Raw genomic sequence first — 21,893 nt, 5'->3', positions numbered from 1 at the left:
GTTGAAATGAGCTCACCAGAGGGAGGCATGCTTTCTAACGATCTCAATAAATGCTTCTACTTGGGGAGAGATCCACTTGTTTTTGGGATACAGCAACTGTGTAGCTAGATTTTGTTTGTACTGCTGACCTGAAAGTTTTTCCTCCTTCAGCTCCTTCTCTACCGTAATTCGAGGTAACAAGGATATGCCCATGCCGCTCAATATCGACTGTTTCACAGCTTCAATACTCCAGAATTCAATATTGGAAGTAATCCCAATCTGATACTCTTCAATGCATTGTTCAAACAATGTGCGATAACCGCAACCTCTTTCGGTAAAAAGTAAATTGCTTCGTACAATGTCCCGTTGTAGCTCAAATGAATTGGGGTACAGCAGCATCATGGGCTCCTCAGCCAATTTCTCACTGTACAGATTGGGGTCATGCACCTCTGTCCCCAGCATGAAGGAAATATCACTTTTACCTTGCATCAAATTCTCTTTATAATATACGGAATCTAATTGGTGCCACTCGATATTGACATGAGGATGCAATTTTTTGAATTCCTCAATAATAGGTGGAAAACGATAAATCAACAACGTTTCCCCAATACTGATCACGATATTACCCGTTAATTCCCCTTGTGCAGCAGTCACTTCCTTAATCATGTGATACAGGTCAAGCATTTTTTGGGCATGTGGCAACAATTTTTTCCCAGTCTCCGTTAAAATAACCCGCTTACCAATTCGATCAAATAAAGGGTAGTTAATCTCCTCTTCTAACGCCTTAATATGCAATGTAATTGTAGATTGCGCGTATCCAAGATGTTCAGCAGCTTTGGTAAATCCCTCGTGTTCCACAATTGTAATAAATGTGACCAAATGACGTATTTCCATCATTGGCTCCCTTCTTTTTAACATCATTAAAACTGATCGTTTACATATAAACTATCAATTTAACTAATGGAAAGCAATCGTTTATATTCAATGTAGCTCATTAAGAGCCCATTTCATTTTTAATCTCAATCGTTTATGGAAGGGAGTAATCACTATGCAAACAGCAGCAACGTCATCCATCTTGATTAATGGATATCGAATCGCTTATGAGCAATACGGAGAAGGCTCTCCCATATGGCTCCTTCACGGAACACCCTCTTATAGCTATGAATGGAGAAAAGTAATACCCGCTCTGGTTCAAAAAGGATACAAAGTCTACGTTCATGACCTTCTGGGATATGGAGCATCCGAAAGACCACTCGAAGCAGATACTTCTGTGGCAGCACAATATACGCTGTTCAGTCAGCTTTTAGACGAACTTGGAATGGATCGTTTACATGTCGCAGCCCACGATCTAGGTGGAATTGTTGGCCTCCAACTGGCTCAGGAACAACCTGAGCGTGTACAATCGCTTACGTTACTCAACATGCCCAGCTATGATTCGTGGCCCTCACCAACCTGGAAGAAAATTATTGAAGAACAGCTTGAACAGGTTGAACAAATGCCCCGTGCTGATTTTGATACCATGCTAAAGAAACAATTACCCATGGCAGTGTATAATAAAGAGCTTATGACTGGCGATACACTGGATGCATATCTGGAACCTCATGCAGGTTCATTGGGCAAAGCCTCTTTTTTCTCCCATCAGGTAGCTCACTATAATGCAAAATATACTGAATCCTATGGAACAGATTTACCCAAGCTGAAGGTTCCCGTTCAAATTTTATGGGGGGAAGAAGATGAATGGCAGCCCCTCGCTTATGCAAAGAGGCTTGTCCAGGATATTCCCCATGCCTGCCTGCATGTCATTCCCAAAGCAGGTCATTTCGTTATGGAAGATGAACCTGGGCAATGTTCCGATTATATCGACCGTTTCTGCAATGAGCATCCATGAGTATATTTGTATATTGAACAGAATGTCTTAGAGAAAAATTAAGCGTTCCACTGGCATAAAGCTGGTGGAGCTTTTTTTGGTTAATGACAACGTTTCTTGATGCAAGACGTAACTTCTACATTCGGGTTGAGTGCACTGGTACTACAAATGATCATATTCTCCTACGTATATGTATATACAAATTTAGTGTTAGTCTTCATTTCCCCCTTCAATATTACGATAAATAGTATGGGGTTATACGAATAACCATATTTACTTTATTACATCCAAGGGGGAACCGTACGTGAGACAGACTCGCAAAAAAAAGATGGATTTAAGGTTCAAACTGTATTTGATTATTCTGGTTCCGCTACTGGCCATGGGCGGTCTAATCATATGGGCCACCATCGACTCCAGTGAAAATGCATCATTAATGACCATGCAGCATAACAATCAGCAGCTGGCTGTGAATACCGCCTCTCAACTAGGTCAGGAGTCGGAATTAATTAAGACATTATCTTCTACTGCTTCAGAGGAGAGCAACGAATATAAAAGTCTTAGGGACGAACTCGTTAAAGTTAGGCTTCAATCGGGAGCCTTGTATGTTTATATGTATAACAAAACTTCGGACGGGTGGATTTACACCGTGGATGGAGCGGATTGGAATGATACAGAGTATAGTCCTTACGGCACTGCAATGGAATTCAATCCCCAGATTCAAGAACGCTTGTTACGTGGTGAAGTCGTCACAACAGGCATTGTAGATGATCCAACCTGGGGACAGCTATTGTCCTCCTTTACACCAATCAAGGATTCGCAAGGTACTGTCATTGGCTATCTGGGCATTGATATTTCTGCTGAAGCAGTGAGTCAAGTCTCCGCGACATCTGTGAATAATGCTTATCGGACCATAATCCCGATTTTTGTGGTTGTACTGATTCTTTCTTTGGTCATGATGTTATTCGTAGTACGAGGTATTCTTAGACAAGTACGCGATATTAAGTCAAGTCTCGAGCAGGTTGCTGATGGGAATCTTACAGTCGTATCCACACATATGTCCAATGATCAACTCGGTGACATTAGTGATTTGATTAACATCATGGTTGCCCAATTGACGAACATTCTGATGGGAATACAGCAAGGATCAAATACATTACAGCAGTCATCAAAAGATATTTCGGAAACCGCTCAGACAAACCAGCGTCAGAGCGAAGAACTTTCCAGAGCGATTGAGGAGATTGCCATAGGTTCAATGAAACAGGCTGAAGAGACAGAACACTCCGTCCAGCATTCAGAGAATCTGGGCAAAATAATGGATGAAGTAGGTTCATATGTGAAACAGTTTACTTATACTTCAGAGCAGCTATCTTCTGTTCAAGTACAAGTTACACGTGAACATGAGGTTCTACTTGAGAAGGGCAGAGAGAATGCCAAGCGTGTTGAGCATCAACAGGATATTTCCAGGTCTCTGACGACTCAATCCGAACTCGCTTCCTCTATTAGCGGTCAAATTCACAACATTTTAAAACAAACTCAAATTCTATCCCTGAATGCTTCAATTGAAGCTGCCCGAGCTGGAGAAGCGGGTAAAGGCTTTGCAGTCGTTGCTGGGGAAATGGGACAGCTCGCTCAACAATCCGAACGTTCGATCCAGGAGATTGATGAGATCCTGGGTTCATTTGTTCAAGAGATACATCGGATGGGCAGTCATTTTGATGCAAATATGGTAGCTGTTAAAGAACAGGAGAAACAGATCGCTGATTGTCTCCAGGCATTTGGACAGGTTAGCCGCTTATCGACCGAAGTGCATGAGTTGGCTCAGAGTTTAGACAGCCGGACGATGGACATGCACTCTATTCGTCAGGAGTTGGAACAGAATCTCAGTTATATTGCTTCCGCAACCGAGGAAACTTCAGCCATGGCCGAAGAAGTCACGGCTAGTGCTGTGGAGCAGCAGCGATCGGCAAACGAACTGTCGAACATCTCCGGGGAACTCGCTGGTCTTGCAGGCAACCTCAAATCATATTCCGATCAATTTCAGATCGAAGTCACTAAATAATTTCCCAATCTCATTAAGGGTGTTGTTAGATGACAATTTAGAATCGCCGCCGGAAACGTAACTTTCTTGGAGCGTTAATTTTTCGGAGGACTCAGGGTTCTGATCAGCAGCTTCCACCAACGAATTAGGAGATTCGTCACGTTGACTTAATAATGATTCCTCATTTATAATTCGAACATTAAGAGCCTGCCAGACATGACTTACCATGGATGCCTGGGATATCGATCTGTAAACAAACTCAAACTCAACAGTGAAAGATGTGAATGCATTATGGTTAAAGAGAAATTATATTACGGTAAAGATATCGAGGTTATGTTTAACTCGGATGTTTGCATTCATTCCGGTATTTGTGTAAAGGGCCTTCCTGCTGTTTTTGATTTAAGCAAGCGTCCTTGGGTTGATCCTGATGGTGACACTTCGGAGGCCATTGCCCGGCATATTGACACATGTCCAAGCGGAGCATTGACGTATAAGCTTCTGGACGGTGAATATTCAACAAAGAAAGAGGATGAACATGCATAACGTAGAACATGAACCTGCCAATAAAAGATTCCTTATTCAAGATAACGGTGACATTGCTGCGGTGATGACCTATGTAATCTCGAGTCCAGAGCTATACATAATTGATCACACTTTGGTAGAAAATGCTTACCGAGGACAAGGGCTTGGCGATGAACTTATCAAAGCTATGGTGGAATACGCGCGGGAAAACGGTATTAAGATTTTACCTCTATGTCCGTTTGCCAAGGGACGTTTCGAACGTATTTCCGAATACGCGGATGTTCTCCATCAATAAAACGAATATTCGCAGCTAATTTTCATGTGGTTATACAACAATAAAAGGCGTCTATATCATTTTCTGAATGATATAGGCGCCTTTTTCTTTTTACGTATCCTACTTTACTTTACTATATCGCTTAATCCAACAATAGTTTCAAACGGTCGCAACACCAGTGGCAGCAAGCCATTCTCATAGTTGGTAAGCCAGATCTCTGAGAAGTTGAGGCCAAGCTCATCTTCCTCAAGCTCCACCATGTGTTCAGAAAGATTGATTACTACCAGCACCTGTTGATCTGCCAGTGTACGTGTATATGCATATACACTCGGATGATCCGGCATATGAAGCTCATAGATCCCATAAGTCAGCGTATCGTGCTCTTTTCGCAGCTGAATCATTTCTTTATAAAATTGAAGAATAGAACGTGGTTCCTGGAGTTGTTTCTCTACATTAATATTAATGTAATTGTCATTCACCTTCAGCCATGGTGTTCCACTGGTAAACCCGGCCTCTTTGGCCGAAGACCACTGCATCGGTGTTCTGGAGTTATCGCGACTCGAAGCCCAGATGATGTTCATGATCTCCTCATGCGACATCCCCTCTTCGCGTTTGATCTGATATAAATTCCGATCGGCTATGTCGTTATAATCCGCTATGGATGGGTAAGCCACGTTTGTCATGCCTATCTCTTGCCCCTGATATATGAAAGGTGTGCCTTGCATGAAAAAGTACATGGCTCCAAGTGCTGTGGCACTTTCATACCAATACTCCGTATCATTTCCCCAAGATGAAACTTTGCGAGGCTGATCGTGATTTTCAATAAATAAAGCATTCCAGCCGACGCCTTCCAGTGATTTTTGCCACTTGGTCAAGACGTTTTTCAGTTTGGGAACATCCAGTTGCCTGTCTGTACTGTTTTTCCAAAGGTCCAGGTGTTCGAATTGAAAGACCATATTAAATTTCCCTCTGACTTCACAGATCCAATCCAGCAGATCTTCTTGGTCCTCTACCTTAACTCCATTTGCTTCCCCAACAGTCACGACGTCATATCTGGATAATGTGTTCTCTTTCATTTCTTGCAGATAACTCTGGATTCCCTTCACATTCATATGCTTTTCAAAAGAGGAGATGTATTTGACGCCTTCTCGGATTGGCATATCCAAGAGGCCCTCTTCTTTGTGAATATGGCTGATTGCATCCACACGGAAACCATCAATCCCTTTATCCAGCCACCAATTCATCATTTCATATATGGATTTCCGAACTTCTTTATTTGCCCAATTCAAATCCGGTTGTTTTTTGGAGAACAGATGGAGATAGTACTGTCCGGAGACTTCATCATATTCCCAAGCAGAACCGCCAAAGATGCTCTCCCAGTTGTTCGGTTCGTCCCCATTCTTCCCATCTCTCCAGATGTACCAATCCCGTTTGGGGTTATCCAGCGAAGCTCTGGATTCAATAAACCACGGGTGTTCGTCACTTGTATGATTGATCACCAAGTCCATAATGAGTTTCATGCCGCGAAGATGAACTTCATACAGTAATTGATCAAATTCCGCCATCGTGCCGAATTCATCCATAATGGAACAGTAATCGCTGATGTCATAAACATTATCGTCGTTAGGTGACTTATACATCGGACAGATCCATATCAGATCAATACCGAGATCTTGAATATAATCCAGTTTAGATATGATCCCCTGGATGTCACCAACCCCATCTCCGTTGGAATCCATAAAACTTCTCGGATAGATTTGATAAGCTACTGCTTCTTTCCACCATACTCTTTTCATTGAATACAATCCTTCTTTCTTGAGAACTGAACATTATATAACGTATTATGCTTTAATCATGGATAAGGTACATCTTGGCTTCATATGGACGTAATTCGCTCTCCGAGAGTTCACCTGTATAGTTAGTTATCAAAAGCCGATGGGACCCTGTCAATTGCTCCTGAAGGGGAAGTTCAGTCGTATATCCCTGGAAATTGCATACCACAAGAATTGTCGTACCGTTCAGCGTTCGGGTATATGCAAACACGTCTGGGTTCTCTGGAAAGATCAGCTCATAATCACCATATACAATGACTTCATGATCTTTTCGTAATTGAATTAACTTCCGGTAATAATGGAATATGGATTCGGGATTATTCAAACTTTCCTCGGCATGGATCTGCTTATAATTTGGATTCACCGTAATCCAAGGTTCCCCTTGTGTAAAACCCGCGTTATCTGAAGTATCCCATTGCATAGGTGTGCGTGCATTATCACGTCCCTTGGCGTAGATCGACTCCATCACGCTTTGTTCAGGATAACCTTTCCCCATTCTTTCCTTATAAAAGTTGAGTAATTCAATATCCCGATAATCCTCGATCGCATATTGAACATTCGTCATACCCAGCTCTTCACCTTGATATATGTAAGGCGTACCTTGCATGCCATGAAGAAGGGTAGCCAACATTTTAGCTGATTCAACTCTGAATTCTCCATCATTTCCCCAACGTGATACGATTCGAGGCAAGTCATGGTTATTCCAGAACAGACTGTTCCAAGCATCACCCTTGAGCTCCGTTTGCCACTTGGACAGCACTTTTTTTAATGCCATCACATCCAAAGGTTTAAGATCCCACTTTCCTTTGCCTTCTTGTTCATCCAAACTGATGTGTTCAAATTGGAATACCATTGAAAATTCACTGCCGTCTGGGTTGCTATACAGTTTGGCGATTTCCGGAGTGGCGCCCCATGTTTCTCCAACCGTAAGCAGGTCTTCTGTTTTTTGAAACGTCTCCTTGCTCAGTTCCCTGATGTATTTATGCAGATTAGGTCCGTTTCCCGTAATTTTCAAATCCGGTTCTTTACCAATTAAGTCGATCACGTCAAGTCGAAAACCACCCACACCCTTGTCGATCCACCAATTGATCATGTTGTATATCTCCTGCCGGACTTTGGGGTTTTCCCAATTGAGATCAGGCTGTTTTACGGAAAAAAGATGCAAATAATATTGCCCGATCTCAGGCACCCATTCCCAGGCTGAACCACTGAAGGTAGACCCCAAGTCGTTCGGAGGCGTTCCTTCAACACCATCTCTCCAGACGTAGTAGTCATGGTAAGGATTGTCTTTACCTTTTTTGGCTTCTAGAAACCAGGGATGTTCATCCGAGGTATGGTTCAACACCAAATCCATGATGATCCGAATGTCTCGTTTCTTGGCTTCAAGAATTAACGTTTCCATATCTTCCAAAGACCCAAACATCGGATCGATGTCCTGATAATCTGAAATATCATATCCGTAATCATCTTGAGGAGACTTGCAGACAGGTGATAACCAGATCGCACCAATGCCGAGTTGCTGCAAATAATCCAATCGAGACACAATGCCCTCCAAGTCTCCGATTCCATCACCGTTTCGATCTTGAAAGCTGCGTGGATATATTTGATATACAACAGTTTCTTTCCACCATTTTTTATTTTCCATGTTCCATTCAACCTTTCTAAGGCTATTCTTTGACCGATCCTACGACAATGCCAGTCACAAAGTATTTTTGCAGCAAGGGATAAATCAGCAATAGCGGGATAACAGCAACTACGATTTTGGCTGCGTTCAGGTTTTTGTTCGAAATTTCAGTCAGGTTGCTGAGTTCACTGGAATTGGTGCCAGCTTGAAGCAAATCGGCAATATTCACGTTAAGGGACTGAATATAGGTCATTAGCGGGTAATTGCTAACTTTGGTCATATAGATCAAACCACTGAAGAAGTCATTCCATGTACCCACGATACTGAACAAGGCGACTGTCGCCAGCGCAGGAATGGACACAGGGACATACACTTTGAACAAGACCTGAATGGGATTTGCTCCATCGATGAATGCTGCTTCTTCAAGCGCCTTAGGTACAGCGGAGAAGAAATTCATCACGAGAATGACACTGAATATGGGGACAGCGCCTGGCAGAACGAGTGCCCATATCGTATTCAGCATGTCCAGGTTTTTGATCAGCAGGTAACTCGGAATCATGCCTCCGCTAAACAACATGGCAAAAATCATGATATTCATATAAATGTTTCTGCCTTTGAAATCCCTCTTCGATTTGGATAGCGGATAAGCCATTAAAATAATCAAAATCATGTTAAGCACAAGAGTAAGCGCGACACGTAGAACAGATATGCCAAAGGAACGCCAGAACTGTGCATCATCAATAATTTTGGTATAAGCCGCTGTTGTAAAATTGACCGGAACGAGACCTACTGCATTTGCGGATACCGCCTCGCTGCTGCTGAATGAAATGGCGACGATATTCCATAACGGAAGAAGGCAGACCAATGCCAGCACGATGACGATGGCATAGATGACAAACCGGCCAATTCGATCTTTGAAGTTTGCAGAATAGGACACAGGTTTGGCCTCCTTAGAATATTTTTCGATCCGTATATTTTTTGGCTAACTGGTTGGCAGACAAGAGCAAAACAATGCCGATTACGGACTTGAACAAACCAACAGCTGTACCGAAGCTATACTGTCGCCCAACAAGACCGATCCGATAGACATAAGTATCCAGAATGTCGCCTGACTCATAGACAACCGGGTTATACAGATTATAGACTTGATCGAAACCGGCGCTCAGAATGTTGGTCAAGCTCATTACGCCCATGAGCAGAATAATAGGCAGCATGCCTGGCAATGTAATATGCCATACTTTTCTCCACCAACTGGCTCCATCCATTCCTGCCGCTTCATACAGACCGGGATCAATGGACGTAATGGCAGCCAGATAGACGATGGAACTGTAACCAAATTCTTTCCATACATCAGTTCCTATAATCAGTGGCTGGAACCAGGTGTTACTGCCAAGGAAATTAATATTTTCGAGGCCAAAAAATGCCAACATTTGATTCACAATACCATCCAGACTGAACATGTTGACAACGACGGATGCCAGAACAACCCAGGATAGAAAGTGTGGCAGATAAACAATCGTCTGCACGGATTTTTTAACGTATTTGATACGAATTTCATTTAATAAAACGGAAAAAATGATGGCCATCATCGTTCCGAGCAGAATCTTGCCAATCGCAATCACCAACGTATTGCTGACGACCTGCGCGATATCCGGCAGCTTGAACATATACATAAAATGCTTCAAGCCTACAAATTCAGAGCCGAACATGCCCTTGGCCGGTATATAATCCTGAAACGCTGTAATGATACCGACCATTGGAACATAGCTGAATACAAGCAAAAATAAAATGCCCGGAATCATCATCATATGGTACATGGCACCTGGGCCGAGCCGCCCTCGCGCTTTCAAATTCCCCTGTTTCATGGATGAACCCCTTTCGTTGAAGAAAGGCTGCGTATCGCAGCCCTTCCACTTTTCATGGATATTATTGTTTCGATGCGATCTCGTCTTCAATTTCCTGAATGACTTGATCACCACCCTGTTTCTTCCAGTTGCTCACGAATGTATCGAAGTAATCGAGCGATTCTGAACCCGTTATGATTTTGATAAACGATTCCTGTTCCAACTTCGTCAGATTGGCCCACGTCTGTTTCATGCTTGGTGTAGTGCCAGAGAAAGCAGGTGTCATCCATACAAATTTGCTTTCTTGTGTCAGTTTGTCGATTAGTCCCACTCCGTTGATCCGCGAATGATATTTTGACCAAGCAGTCACATCATCCGTATCCATGTCGCTCAAATAGGTTTTGATGCTTCCGATATTGTTCTTCGATTCGGTAGTGCGAACCTCATCCAGGGAAATCTCTCCTTTGATTCCTCGAACAACATCAGAGTAATCATCCAGCAGCGATGTAGCCGAGTTGACTTCGATATTAAAAGGTCTCGTAGATCCGTCTACCCCGGTCTCCTGATATTTGGCAGCTTCCGGCATGGTTGTTGCGGCATCTTTATCATTGGCCAGTTTATCGTAGAACAGGTTTACAATCTTAACGGCCAGTTCAGGGTGTTCATAACCCTTTCTCACCACGATAAACTGATTGGATGGATTGGCATGCGCCACGTTGACCTTGCCGTCTGCATCTTCCAGCGTATAAGCCGAGAATTTCGCATTTTTATCCATCTGTTTTGCACTGATCAGTCCCCAGTCAGGGATATGCCACGGTCCAAAGGCAATACCGCTTTGGCCATTGGCGTAGAGTGCGGTAATATCATCAAACGTGCGGGTTCCGAATTGCGGGTCGATAATACCATTCTTGAACCAATCCGCCATGGTACCCAGCATTTTCTTCGTTTCTTCTGTTGTGGAACCATACACGATTTTGCCGTCTTCACCATTCATCCAATATTGCGGGAAGGCTCCCTCGGTTGAGGCCACACCCAGCATCGTATAAGCAGAGCCATTATAATCTGTTGTATTCATCGTGTTCACAAATGGAATACCTACCGGGTTCCCGGATTGACCAGGATCTCTTTTCAGGAATTCCAGTGCTGTTTGCTCCACCTCATTCAGCGAAATGGCGCCGTCTCCATCTGCATCAAGTTGAATCCCCAGCAGATCCAGCCAATCTTGACGGACCCAAACCATCGTTGGTGCGGAATCCAGGGAAGTCGCCGGAAGTCCCATCAAACGTCCATCAATCGTTGCATTGTCTAATGCTCGGCCGTCGTAGGAATCGTACATTTGCTTGATATTATCCGTGGCATATTGATCGTAAATGGATGTCAGATCCTCAATCAGGTCGTTATCCACCAGCTCTTTCAGTTCATCTTTGGAATCAACACGCATCATGTCAGGCAATTCCCCGGATGCGATGGCAAGCGATACTTGACGACTATAATCTTCACCATTGGCTTCAAATTGATCTGTAATCTGAGCGTTAAACGTGTCTTTGACCAGCCGAGTATATGCGTTGTTCTCATAGGTATCACCAGTCGGCAGTTTTGGGTTGGCTGTGGTTACCCGTCCCATGGTTACGGTAATTTCGTCTTTATAGGCACTGAACGGATCTCCAGGCGTTACCTCATATTTGCCTGCTTCCTCTGCAGTAGGAGGATTGGAAGTGCCTCCGCATGCCGCTAGGGCTGCAACCATCAAGGCGGACATGGACAGCACGGCCAGACGCTTTGTCACCCGTTTGCTTTTCATAGACCATTTTGTTCTCATCTAGTTCGATTCCCCTTTATTCTGATGTTCAATATATTTGTTTGCGCTTTCATTATAAAATGAAGTGAAGGCCAATCGAGATAGGGATTACACGTCCGTTTGGATAGAGAAATGGTTACAGTTTTCAGTCCGTATGATGAAGTATGGTTAACTTGTGATCATTTACCCTACCTACTGACTAACATTTGTCTATCTACCCCTCTTCTCGATCAAAACAAAAGCCGGCAGCTCCTAAAACAGGAAGCTGTCGGCTATTTATTTCCTCTACCTAGCTGCCGATATTCGCTTGGCAGAAGACCTGTCAGTTCGCGGAAAATCCGGCTGAAATATTTTTCATCCGTATAACCCACTCGCTCCGCAATCCAGAAAATCGTATTATTCGTATTGAGCAAGTACTCTTTGGATTTCTCTACCCGGATGAAGCGGGAGTACTCATTAAAGGTTTTCCCCATCAGATCTTTGAAACATTGACTGAAGTAACTTCGGCTGATATTGAGTTGTTGGGAGAGACCTGAAGCTGTATAGGCCTGTTCCAAATCCTGCTGCACGATCATCACTGCTTTTTTCACGGCATCGATGATTTCCTGTGAGTACGAAGTCTGTTCATCAGCCTTGCGAATGCTTGCAGCAGTCTGTTTGATCCATTCTTCAACCTCGTACCAAGACTCGAAAGAATGGATCATCGCGATTCTTCCAAGCGTAGTTTGGGCAAAAAGGTGGTTCCATTCCATCACGATTGAGTACAGCAATCCCATCAACTGACCTTTATGTAATCGTAAGGATATAAACTGATCAATGAGTTGATTGTAGTAACTGTCATGGTGGGTCCATGGGGTTTGGAACCAACTTTGTTTAATCCGGTCAAGGTCCTCATCCTGCGGTTCTTTTGAAAATGTATCTTCTTCATTCATGGAAATGGTAATGACTTGGTTATTGGGATTGTACGCATAGAATAAAGTCGTCTCTGTATAATTCCTAATCCAGTTTTTGATTTGCGACCATGTTCGCTCTTGTACATCAGACAAAACTAACAACGTACACTGGGGAACGTGATGCAGGCCTTCCTTCAATTGATGAAATAGTTGATCCTCTTCGGACGGGGGTGCAGCCCACATGCAGCTATTACGCTCAACCTCCCATCTAATCTCATCTTCATGCGCAGTTAGCTCCATTGGCCACTTCTGCTCTGATTTACGATCCTGTGAAACAAGTGCATACACATTTCGATAATGGACATTGATTTCATCCAGCGATGGCATCTTTCTTATCGTGCTTGTCAACCCGTTAATTCGGGTATGAATCCGTTGCAGAACATGTTCGAATTGCTCTTTCTCCAGCTGCACTTTGGCTATATAATCGATGGCTCCGAGTCTTAGCGCTTCCTGGATATAATCGAAATCCTGATGCAGTGTTAACACAACAATATGAAGTTCTGGATAGAGCTGCCTCGCAGCTCGCATCAGTTCAATCCCTGACATGACGGGCATCGCAAGATCCGTTAGCATCAGATCGACTGGTTGGGTTTTTAGGAAATCCAGCGCTTTCGCCCCGTTGCTGGCCTCTCCTACAACCTCCATGTTGAACTCGTTCCATGGCATCGCAGAGCTAATGCCTTTGCGTACCAGCTTATCATCATCTACAATCAATACCTTAATCATGCCGAGATATCTTCTCCTTTAATAGGCAATACGAGCAGTATGCTTGTCCCTGTTCCCAATTCACTCTCGATCACCAGTTGTGCTTGGTCCCCGTACTGTGCCTTTAACATGCGGTGAACATAATTGAGACCGATGCCCATCCCTACTTTTTGTTGTTCAGCTTCACGATTGTTCAGCAGATTATGAATGGTTTCCTCAGTCATACCTGCACCATTATCTTGTATCATAATGTTCAACGTTGAAGTGCATGTCACTTCAATCTGAATAAAACCTTCGTCACTTAATCCATGATATAACGAATTTTCAACCAGCGGTTGCAGAATAAAGCGGGGCACAGGAATTTGAAGTACTTGTTCATCTGCAGTAATGCGGACGTCAAATTCAAAGTCATAGCGAATTTGCTGCAAAATTAGATACTGTCTTAGGGCATCGATCTCCTCTTCCATAGTGGATACTTGCCCTAATTTGCCTAGATTGTAATAGAGCAGCTTGTTCAACGATTGTACCAGCTTGTCGATCTCCCCTTGTCCGTTCATGACGGCCAACCAGTGTACCGTATCGAGCGTATTCATTAGAAAGTGCGGGTTGATCTGATAGAGTAGCTTTTCCACTTCCAGGTCTGCACGAATCTTCTCTTTCTGCTGAACTTCCTTGAAGAGGTCACCAATCTGATGCTGCATATTCGAAAATTCACCCAACAGAAAATCAAATTCGGGAATCTGAGTGCGAGCTCGGCTCCCTTTTGTTTGTGGATTCTTGGACATTCCATTGATCTCCGAATGAAACAGACCGAGTGGTTTGTAGACCATCTTCCACAGAAGCCAAGCGAGAAACACGGTAAAGCCGAGGAAAAATAAAGCGACCAGCAAAATTTGAAGCAACCACTGGTTTTTCTCCTGTTGATATTGAGACTGCGAAATGACCGATACGACACTCCATTTCTGTGAGGAATCCTCCTTGAACCAGTGATACCCGCGGGATATCCCGTCTTTGGCAGGATCTACTGTTAAGCTGGAGAAATTCTCCCCTACCTTCATGGCTTCCGGTATTTCACTGTACACAATGTTTCCCTCACCATCCAGGATGAGATGAGATAATGCGCCGTTGTATTGATTGTAGCCCAAGATATCTTGAGTGAGGCGAAAGCCTGATTCTACGTAAATGAACACGTCGTTCCTCTCGGATAGTTGCACTTTGCGCATAGCAGACAGAACGAGTTGATCATCAAATCGGTTCATACTCATATGGGGGCCATAGTACTTAATGCCATAGGTTTGGAAGAGCACAGGCAGAGACTCAGGAGAGAAACGATCCTTAATCGGAAAGTTGCCGAACTGAGTAGTACCTTCTTTTTGAAAGTAATATAGGGTCAATCCGATATTAGGATTGGTGAAGGTCACAACACTTAACTCGTTTTTTAATTCGTCCCTGGCCTCAATCAGTTCGAAGATATCGGAGGACGGATTCAAGAATTCATCCATTCTTTTGCCTAAAGTACCCCTGTAAGATAATTGTTGCGTCACATGATTCAGATTGGTGATGGAATTCTCCAATGAGGATGTCACCTGCTGTAAATTGCTACGGATACCATCATCGATCTTATTTGCGAAAATGGAGTCGATCGTATAATAAGAAATCGCAAATATACTGATAAAGGGGATAAACGCACTGAGAAAGAACAGTAAAAATATTCTTTTTTTAAGTGTCATGGGAACCTATTCTCCTTCTGAAAATGAAACAGCAAGCCTCCTGCGTATGGAAGCTTGCTCTGAATATACATTCAAGCGGACAGGCTGTCTGTATCCTGTCCAAGTCCAATTTCCTTTCATCATTATAGATTGATATTCAAATAAGTCAAACGCTTTCATACTGTGCATATATAAAAAGTGCTACTCCTCAAAATGATGAGGAATAGCACTTTTGTATGCGTACCTTACTTCAGTTGTATCACTTCTTGTTAATGGAATGCTCGAACATTTCAGTCTACTCTCGTACCGTCACATTTAATTTGTGTGATCTGGTTTCCCCTGAAGAATTACGAAGTACAGCTTCATACTCGTAGATTCCAGGTACCCTTCCAGAGATTGAGGTAACCGCAGACTGTGCACCAGGAGAATGAGATTGCAGCATTTGTGTGTCAATCGATACACCATTTTCGTAAAGTTCGTATTCGGTTGCGTTTGTTCCCCACCACAGATTCATTGTGACATTATAGTTGCCGTCACCGTCCCAGTTGTCGTTCGACAGAACAGCTTGCCCCGGGGAAGCATCCGTGACGATGACTGTCAGTGGAACACTCATGGTTGAACCCAGTGCATTGATCAATTCTCCAGTATAGATATAGGTGCCATTTTTCTTTCCAGTAATATCAACTTGAACAGATTGGGCGGACGGGGATTGATCGACCAGAGAAATTTCTTTAATCAATTCACCGTTCTCATACAGTTTGAACTGATTGCCGTTATTACCCCACCATAGATTCATCGTGATCGTGTAGTCGCCGTCTTTGAGCCCCGTGTCGTAACCATTATTATCAGATAACACCGGAGTGCCTGGGGCACCGTTTGCAAGTGGCGTTGTCTGATGGAGCCATTCCTCCCACTTAATCAGCACACTTGCCTGCTCATCCGTAAATACGGTTCCTCTAGCTGCTTGAACGTCATTACCGTAGGATACAAGCAATTGACGCGCTTTTGCTCCTTCACGATTGTTTGCTGCCTGTTTGGCCTGCTCCAACGTGTTTGTGAGCTGATCAGCAAGAACACCAGCATTAGGATCAGTCGATTCATCTGCAAAGACGTTGGTCAGATTGATCAGGCTGTCGAATGTAGCAATAACGCCAAAACGATATTCTACCGTCTGTTCCCAGCCAGCCAAATCGGAGACCGTTGCCGTAACCTGGTTCAGGCCGGGTTCCAGTGTATACGCAGGAGTGTCGAGAAGCACACCCTCCGGTTCTTCCACACCGGATACCGAATCGGAGGCTGTATAGCCAATTTCCACATGCTGATCAATGGTGTATTCGGTTTGACCATGAATTTCAATGGTTGGAGGTACGAGATCAATGGATATGGACAAAGACTGTTCACTCTCTTTGTTACCGTCAACATCGACGCTCCAGTAGGTGATGGTATGTGTACCTTCTTCAGTTAGGGTCAACTGTGTGCCACTCACCGTTTCGCCACCATTGATTTGATAATAGGTCCCTTCGATATCGGAATCTTCATCGCTTGCTGTGAAGGTTACTTGGACTGGAGAAGTATACCAGTCGTTCTGCGATTCTCCTTCCACAGTTGCCGTAGTATGCGGAGCCTTCTGTTCCGGAGATTCCCCTTCCAGCGTGACAAAATCAGATAGCGGAGTATTCAATTCCTTCACAAGACGTGCCACGAGTTCAGAAACCTTGATTGCACCGTTCATTTGCAAATGTGTATTGTCTTCCGTTGTGCCTACCCACATGAATATCGATTTGGTTCCTTCAGTGCCAAGCTCCTGGAAATGCTCCCAACTGGCTTGGTTCAGATCGATGATAAGCGTTTCCGTTTCCTGCGCCGTTTCTTTCATCGCCTGTACGTATTCCGGGAAGCTTTTGTTCAGCACTTCTCCGGTAAAATCACGACGATTCACTGGCGTGACCAGAACTGGAATTGCCCCTCTCTGCAGAGCACCGTTAATGTATTCTTTCAGATATACCTTAAATTGCTCTGGTGTCAGATAACGCTCTGGACGTGAAGGTGTGGAATCGTTATGAGACCACTGCATGAACAGATAATCGCCTTCTTGAATGTCGAGTAAAATATCGTTAAGATATCCACCGACCAGGAAGGTTTTGCTGCTCAAACCTCCAACTGCCCGGTTATCAATACTGACTTCATTTGGATCAAAATATCCACCCAATGTTTCTCCCCAGCCTGCTTGCGGACGATAGTTTTCCGCGTAATTGGCCACAGTCGAATCGCTGGCCAGATAAATAACCGGTTTATCGCTTGCACTGTGATCTGGCAGGCGCTCCAGCTTCATCGCATTGATCTTCGGTGCATTTCCGGTAAAGTTGAAGTTAAACACCCCATCGATCAGGGCAATGTCATACGTGATTTCTTTGAATTCGCCCTTGGCAATGCTTGTCAGCGGCAGCTTTGTCATCTGCTCTACAACGACATTTGCGCTGGTTGATTCCTCTGCATCTCCGATGGTCATCGTTACCCGGTAATTCGCCGGCTCCATTTCCACCAGGAAAGAGGTACCATTTACTCGTGTGAAATCTTCCTTAAGCAAATCTCCGGTTTCCCGGTTCTCATCTTTGGTCAGTGCAGTATCAGCAAAGCCGTACCCGTTGCCTTCGATGTATGCTCTTTTGGCATCTACTTTAATGTATCCGTCGGCTGCGCCACCAGAACCAAAGTCAAATTTGTATTCGTTTATCTCTTCGCTCGCTTCACTTGTCAAAGAATCCTTCGCAACAGTTAACATGTTAAACGTATGGTCAACTTGAGCTTGGGTAGCTTCCGTATTGAAAATGGCTTCCGCAGCTACCAAAGCCCGGTTCACCACGGCCTTCGACGCATCTGTATAATCTGACAGATCTAGTGCTTTGATCTCATCATACAGAGCGATCAATGCAGTCTGATCGCCACCCTCTGAAGAGAGCTGAGTGCCTTCAATTCGCACGTTGTCGATCTGGGTAGTCCAGTTCAACGTGCCTCCACCGCCTTTTCTCGTGCCCAGGAACCGCATGGATCTGACGTTGTCCGCATATGCGGCGGAACTCAGTGGGATATCTTGAATCGTTTGTGTAAGTGTCGGATTCGCTAGGTTCGTTAATGTCAGATCAAGTGTTTTCTCGGCAAAATTAACGGTAGCATCCACATTGACCCACTGGTTCTTGGAAATATCTGTAGCCGTTCCCCCTTCAGGTATGGCTGTATCACCCGCGCCGTAGTCCGGATTATATGCACCGACATAATAATGAATTTTGGTGCTTCCGGTTTTGGTAAACAGCGTGAAAAGGGCATTTTCGTTAGAATCCTGTATTGTGAGGTGACCTTCTGATGGATATGCACTCACATTACCGGATTGCCAGTCAAAGTTCACGTTCACCTGATCGCCGTTCACGGCATCAAACAGACGGAATACCTTGGCCCGATTGCCCGATCCGGAACCCGCGACGGATAGTACCTTATTTCCGGACTGTTCAACTACCGTTCCCGCCATGGTTCCTGCGATACCCGTAGCATTGACCATCGCATACTGGTAGTTGGCAGCGTCGCCTTCAAAATCCTCCTCATAGAGCTGGGTTTCTGGCTCTGGTTCTGGCTCGGTAATATCTGGGTCAATGACCAGTGATGAGATACTCAGCTCCATGTCTTTGACTGCACCAGCAACGAGTCCGGCAATTTTCTGTGCACCATAGCTGCTGAAATGGGTATTATCGTTGATTCCATTCGGGTATTTCGGATATTCACCCGGATTAGCGTATAGGAATACTTTTTCCGTAGCTGTATTACCAATTTTGTCGTAGTACGCAATACTTAACTTGCTCAGATCAATCAGCGGCACGTCAAGCTCTTCTGCCACTTCTTTGGCAGCCTGCACGTATGCTGGGAAGCTGACGTTGAACTCCTGAGTCACCGTGTTGAAATCTCTGCGTCCAACCGGAGTGAGCAATACGGGTGTAGCGCCGCGCTGTTTGGCACCGTTTACATAACGAGTTAAGTAGATCTTATAATCCTCAGGGGATGCATACCGGTCCGGTATCCCTGCACTAGCGTCGTTATGACCAAAGGAAATGAAGAAGAAGTCCCCCGGCTTAATTCGTTGCAGGATTGTATCCAAACGACCGTCTACCATAAAGGATTTACTGCTTCGGCCACCGATCGCATCGTTCACGACGACTGCCCCATTGGAGAAATAACGTCCGAACTGCTGGCCCCATCCTTCTTGAGGAGCCTGCGCTTCACTATAAGATTGCATGGTTGAATCACCAGCCATATAGATCGTTGTTGCCGCACCAGCCGCTTTCTCTGGATATTTCTCGATGATGACGTCTTGGATGTCTATGGCTGTACCCGTGAATATAAGATCGAGCTGTCCATCCACCACAGCAATATCATAGGAATACTCCAGTGGTGCTCCTGCTGTCACATTGGTTACGGCGAGCTTCTGGACGAATTCGGATTTGACTCCAACGTTCGAGTCATTTGCATCATTGCCCAATCGCAGCGTCACCTTATAGTTTGTATTGGGCAGATCAACGGCAAATGTCGTGCCTGCCGCGACCGAAACCTGGTTTGCCCCTACCGTAACACCACTTGTATCCTTGAAGCCGTATCCCGGATCTTGTGCGTAGAGCGTATCCTGTATGTTCGTACTTCCTGACGCAGTCTCTGTACCGAAATTAAAGCGGTAGACCGGCTCCGGCATTTCAGCTTCGCGAGTCAGCGCCAGATCGGCTTTAGGGAATGCTGTAGCTTCCGCTCCAAGATAAAAGCCGGTATGAGGCGGCTGGTTGTAGGCTACATTTTGCCAGGCTACGCCAAGTCGATACACAGGGTCCTGCATCAGCGTAGGGATGCGATAGTCTGAAGGAATGGTCGTTGTGTAGAGACGATACTCCGAACTATCTTCGCTCCGCAGCAGAAGCTCCTCACGCCAGTCGCCCAGAATGTCCGCCTGAAGTGCCGGATTGCCTTTGGTATGGTTGTTCGTTAACGTACCGGTTGCCCGGAAGATTTCATTCAGCTTTTTGTTTTGGTAATCCCACTTATAGATGAGCGGAATTCCTTTGGCTGTGCTATTATCCCACTCATGGTCCAATAGCTCCCGCTGAAGATCTCCATCCCACCAGATGGCGAAATTGGCGGTTTTGGGCCCTTCGTCCACAGTGTAGATAGCCTCTCCGGCAGCTGAATAAGTATTGGTTACTGGGACACTTTGCCCGTTGGTAACGGTCGTGGCCCATGATTCGTAACCCGGATAGTTCGGATCAATGTCCGCCGACATCCCGCGACCGGTGTCAAAACCTGTTTTCTCACCCCAAAGGATTTCACCTGTTGCCGCATCGCGCATCTCCAGTCCGTATGCCGCATCCGAATGCTCATGCACACTTACGACCTGATAGCCCTCCCGGTTCGGATTGAGCTGGCCGGCATGCATAGCATCACCGTGTCCGAGTCCGGTGCTGTACAGCAAGCTGCCGTCATCGTCAATGGCCAAGGCGCCAAACATAATTTCGTCCTTGCCGTCCTTGTCGACATCCAGCACACTTAGATTATGGTTGCCTTGTGATTGATATTGTGATCCTGCTTCGTTTGTGTCGAACGTCCAGCGTTTGACGAGTTCCCCGCCAACATAATCATAAGCAACAAGCACTGTGCGGGTATAATAACCCCGGCTCATCACGACACTTGGCTTCGTACCGTCCAGATAAGCAATCGCGCCAAGGAACCGATCTACACGGTTGCCATAGCCGTCACCCCAATCGTTGACGTTGCCTCTTGGCGGATCATAATTCACAGTGGATACAGCCGCGCCAGTCTCACCGTTAAACAGTGTGAGATATTCTGGACCTGACAATATGTATCCGCCGTCGTTGCGATAATCCTTCGTGCCATCACCAATGACTGTGCCTTGGCCATCCTTTGTGCCGTCCGCCGTCTTGACAACAACCTCAGCCCTTCCGTTGCCATCGAGGTCATACACCATTAACTGCGTATAATGCGCTCCGGCGCGGATGTTGACTCCCAGGTCAATTCTCCACAGCTTTGTGCCGTCCAGTTTGATAGCATCGATATAGACATTGCCGGTATAACCGGCCTGCGAATTGTCCTTGGAATTGCTCGGACTCCACAGGAAAACAATTTCATATTCGCCATCCCCATCCAAGTCAGCTACGGAAGCATCTCCTGCATAATAGGAGTAAGTTCCACCATCCTTAGTCCGGCCATCGGCCGGTTTATCGAGCGGGATAGGGAGATAATCGTTATGCCAGACTGATACAACCTCCGGCTGCATCTGCTCTTTGCCTTCAATAACGGTGGAGATCTGATATTGCGAGCTGTCGAAACCAGTGGTGTCCACATAGTTCGTCACATCGCTTATGGGTGATGCGTTCACTTTGGTTCCATTTTTATATATATTGAAAGCGATATCATCTGGGTCGTTGTTTAAATACCTCCAGCTTAAAAAAACGCCGTTGTCTACAAGAACCGCAACCAAACTCCGGTTCAGGTATTCTGCTTGGCGACCCGGCAGGCCGTTTGATGATGACTCTGCACGCATCGGTGCCGGAGGAACAGCCAGTGAAATAACCATAAGGAGTGCTAAAAAAGATACAAACATCGATTTCTGGATGGAAACAGTTCTTCGGATCATTCGATTAACTCCTCCTTATCTAAAAATTCATTTTTAGAATCATCAGTTCGATCCTGCCCAGCTTGT

At 45.0% G+C, this 21,893-nt stretch carries 13 protein-coding genes; 4 read left to right on the top strand and 9 right to left on the bottom strand.

The window, feature by feature from the left end; translation table 11 throughout:
- Positions 1 to 12 precede the first annotated feature (12 nt).
- A complete protein-coding gene (locus tag MHI52_RS16255) occupies positions 13 to 876 on the bottom strand; it encodes a LysR family transcriptional regulator (RefSeq protein ID WP_083684771.1) in 864 nt (287 codons plus the stop codon).
- Between the two features lie 151 nt (positions 877 to 1,027).
- Here MHI52_RS16255 and MHI52_RS16250 point away from each other — a divergent pair, with 151 nt between their 5' ends.
- From MHI52_RS16250 to MHI52_RS16235, 4 genes are all read left to right on the top strand, one after another.
- On the top strand, positions 1,028 to 1,867 hold the full coding sequence (locus MHI52_RS16250) for an alpha/beta fold hydrolase (RefSeq protein ID WP_076253179.1): 840 nt from the start codon (positions 1,028 to 1,030) through the stop codon (positions 1,865 to 1,867).
- Positions 1,868 to 2,150: 283 nt separating this feature from the next.
- Entirely contained in the window at positions 2,151 to 3,905 is a 1,755-nt protein-coding gene (locus MHI52_RS16245) for a methyl-accepting chemotaxis protein (RefSeq protein ID WP_076253178.1), read from the top strand.
- 270 nt (positions 3,906 to 4,175) lie between these two features.
- A complete protein-coding gene (locus MHI52_RS16240) occupies positions 4,176 to 4,427 on the top strand; it encodes a (4Fe-4S)-binding protein (protein WP_036616061.1) in 252 nt (83 codons plus the stop codon).
- Positions 4,420 to 4,701: a GNAT family N-acetyltransferase gene (locus MHI52_RS16235; RefSeq protein WP_036615433.1), complete on the top strand. Its 282-nt coding sequence runs from the start codon at positions 4,420 to 4,422 to the stop codon at positions 4,699 to 4,701. Before MHI52_RS16240 ends, MHI52_RS16235 begins: the two co-directional genes overlap by 8 nt.
- 104 nt (positions 4,702 to 4,805) lie before the next feature.
- Here MHI52_RS16235 and MHI52_RS16230 read toward each other — a convergent pair whose 3' ends face one another.
- From MHI52_RS16230 to MHI52_RS16195, 8 genes are all read right to left on the bottom strand, one after another.
- On the bottom strand, positions 4,806 to 6,476 hold the full coding sequence (locus tag MHI52_RS16230) for an alpha-glucosidase (RefSeq protein WP_076253177.1): 1,671 nt from the start codon (positions 6,474 to 6,476) through the stop codon (positions 4,806 to 4,808).
- 52 nt (positions 6,477 to 6,528) lie between these two features.
- A complete protein-coding gene (locus MHI52_RS16225) occupies positions 6,529 to 8,157 on the bottom strand; it encodes an alpha-glucosidase (protein ID WP_076253176.1) in 1,629 nt (542 codons plus the stop codon).
- 22 nt (positions 8,158 to 8,179) lie between these two features.
- Entirely contained in the window at positions 8,180 to 9,073 is an 894-nt protein-coding gene (locus tag MHI52_RS16220) for a carbohydrate ABC transporter permease (RefSeq protein ID WP_076253175.1), read from the bottom strand.
- 13 nt (positions 9,074 to 9,086) lie between these two features.
- Positions 9,087 to 10,001 carry a sugar ABC transporter permease gene (locus MHI52_RS16215; protein WP_076253174.1) on the bottom strand — a complete coding sequence of 305 codons (915 nt, stop codon included), beginning with the start codon at positions 9,999 to 10,001 and terminating at the stop codon, positions 9,087 to 9,089.
- Between the two features lie 61 nt (positions 10,002 to 10,062).
- On the bottom strand, positions 10,063 to 11,799 hold the full coding sequence (locus MHI52_RS16210; protein ID WP_076253173.1) for an extracellular solute-binding protein: 1,737 nt from the start codon (positions 11,797 to 11,799) through the stop codon (positions 10,063 to 10,065).
- Positions 11,800 to 12,050: 251 nt separating this feature from the next.
- Positions 12,051 to 13,457 carry a response regulator gene (locus MHI52_RS16205; RefSeq protein WP_076253172.1) on the bottom strand — a complete coding sequence of 469 codons (1,407 nt, stop codon included), beginning with the start codon at positions 13,455 to 13,457 and terminating at the stop codon, positions 12,051 to 12,053.
- Complete coding sequence (locus tag MHI52_RS16200; protein ID WP_076253171.1) at positions 13,454 to 15,166, bottom strand: sensor histidine kinase; 1,713 nt, start codon at positions 15,164 to 15,166, stop codon at positions 13,454 to 13,456. The genes MHI52_RS16205 and MHI52_RS16200 overlap by 4 nt, the downstream gene beginning before the upstream one ends.
- A gap of 274 nt (positions 15,167 to 15,440) precedes the next feature.
- On the bottom strand, positions 15,441 to 21,827 hold the full coding sequence (locus tag MHI52_RS16195) for a GDSL-type esterase/lipase family protein (protein WP_076253170.1): 6,387 nt from the start codon (positions 21,825 to 21,827) through the stop codon (positions 15,441 to 15,443).
- Between the last annotated feature and the right edge of the window lie 66 nt (positions 21,828 to 21,893).

Origin of the sequence: Paenibacillus sp. FSL H8-0283, assembly GCF_045040675.1 — a bacterium.
In the GTDB taxonomy this organism is placed as follows: domain Bacteria; phylum Bacillota; class Bacilli; order Paenibacillales; family Paenibacillaceae; genus Paenibacillus; species Paenibacillus amylolyticus.
This window is presented reverse-complemented; position numbering and strand designations above follow the sequence as displayed.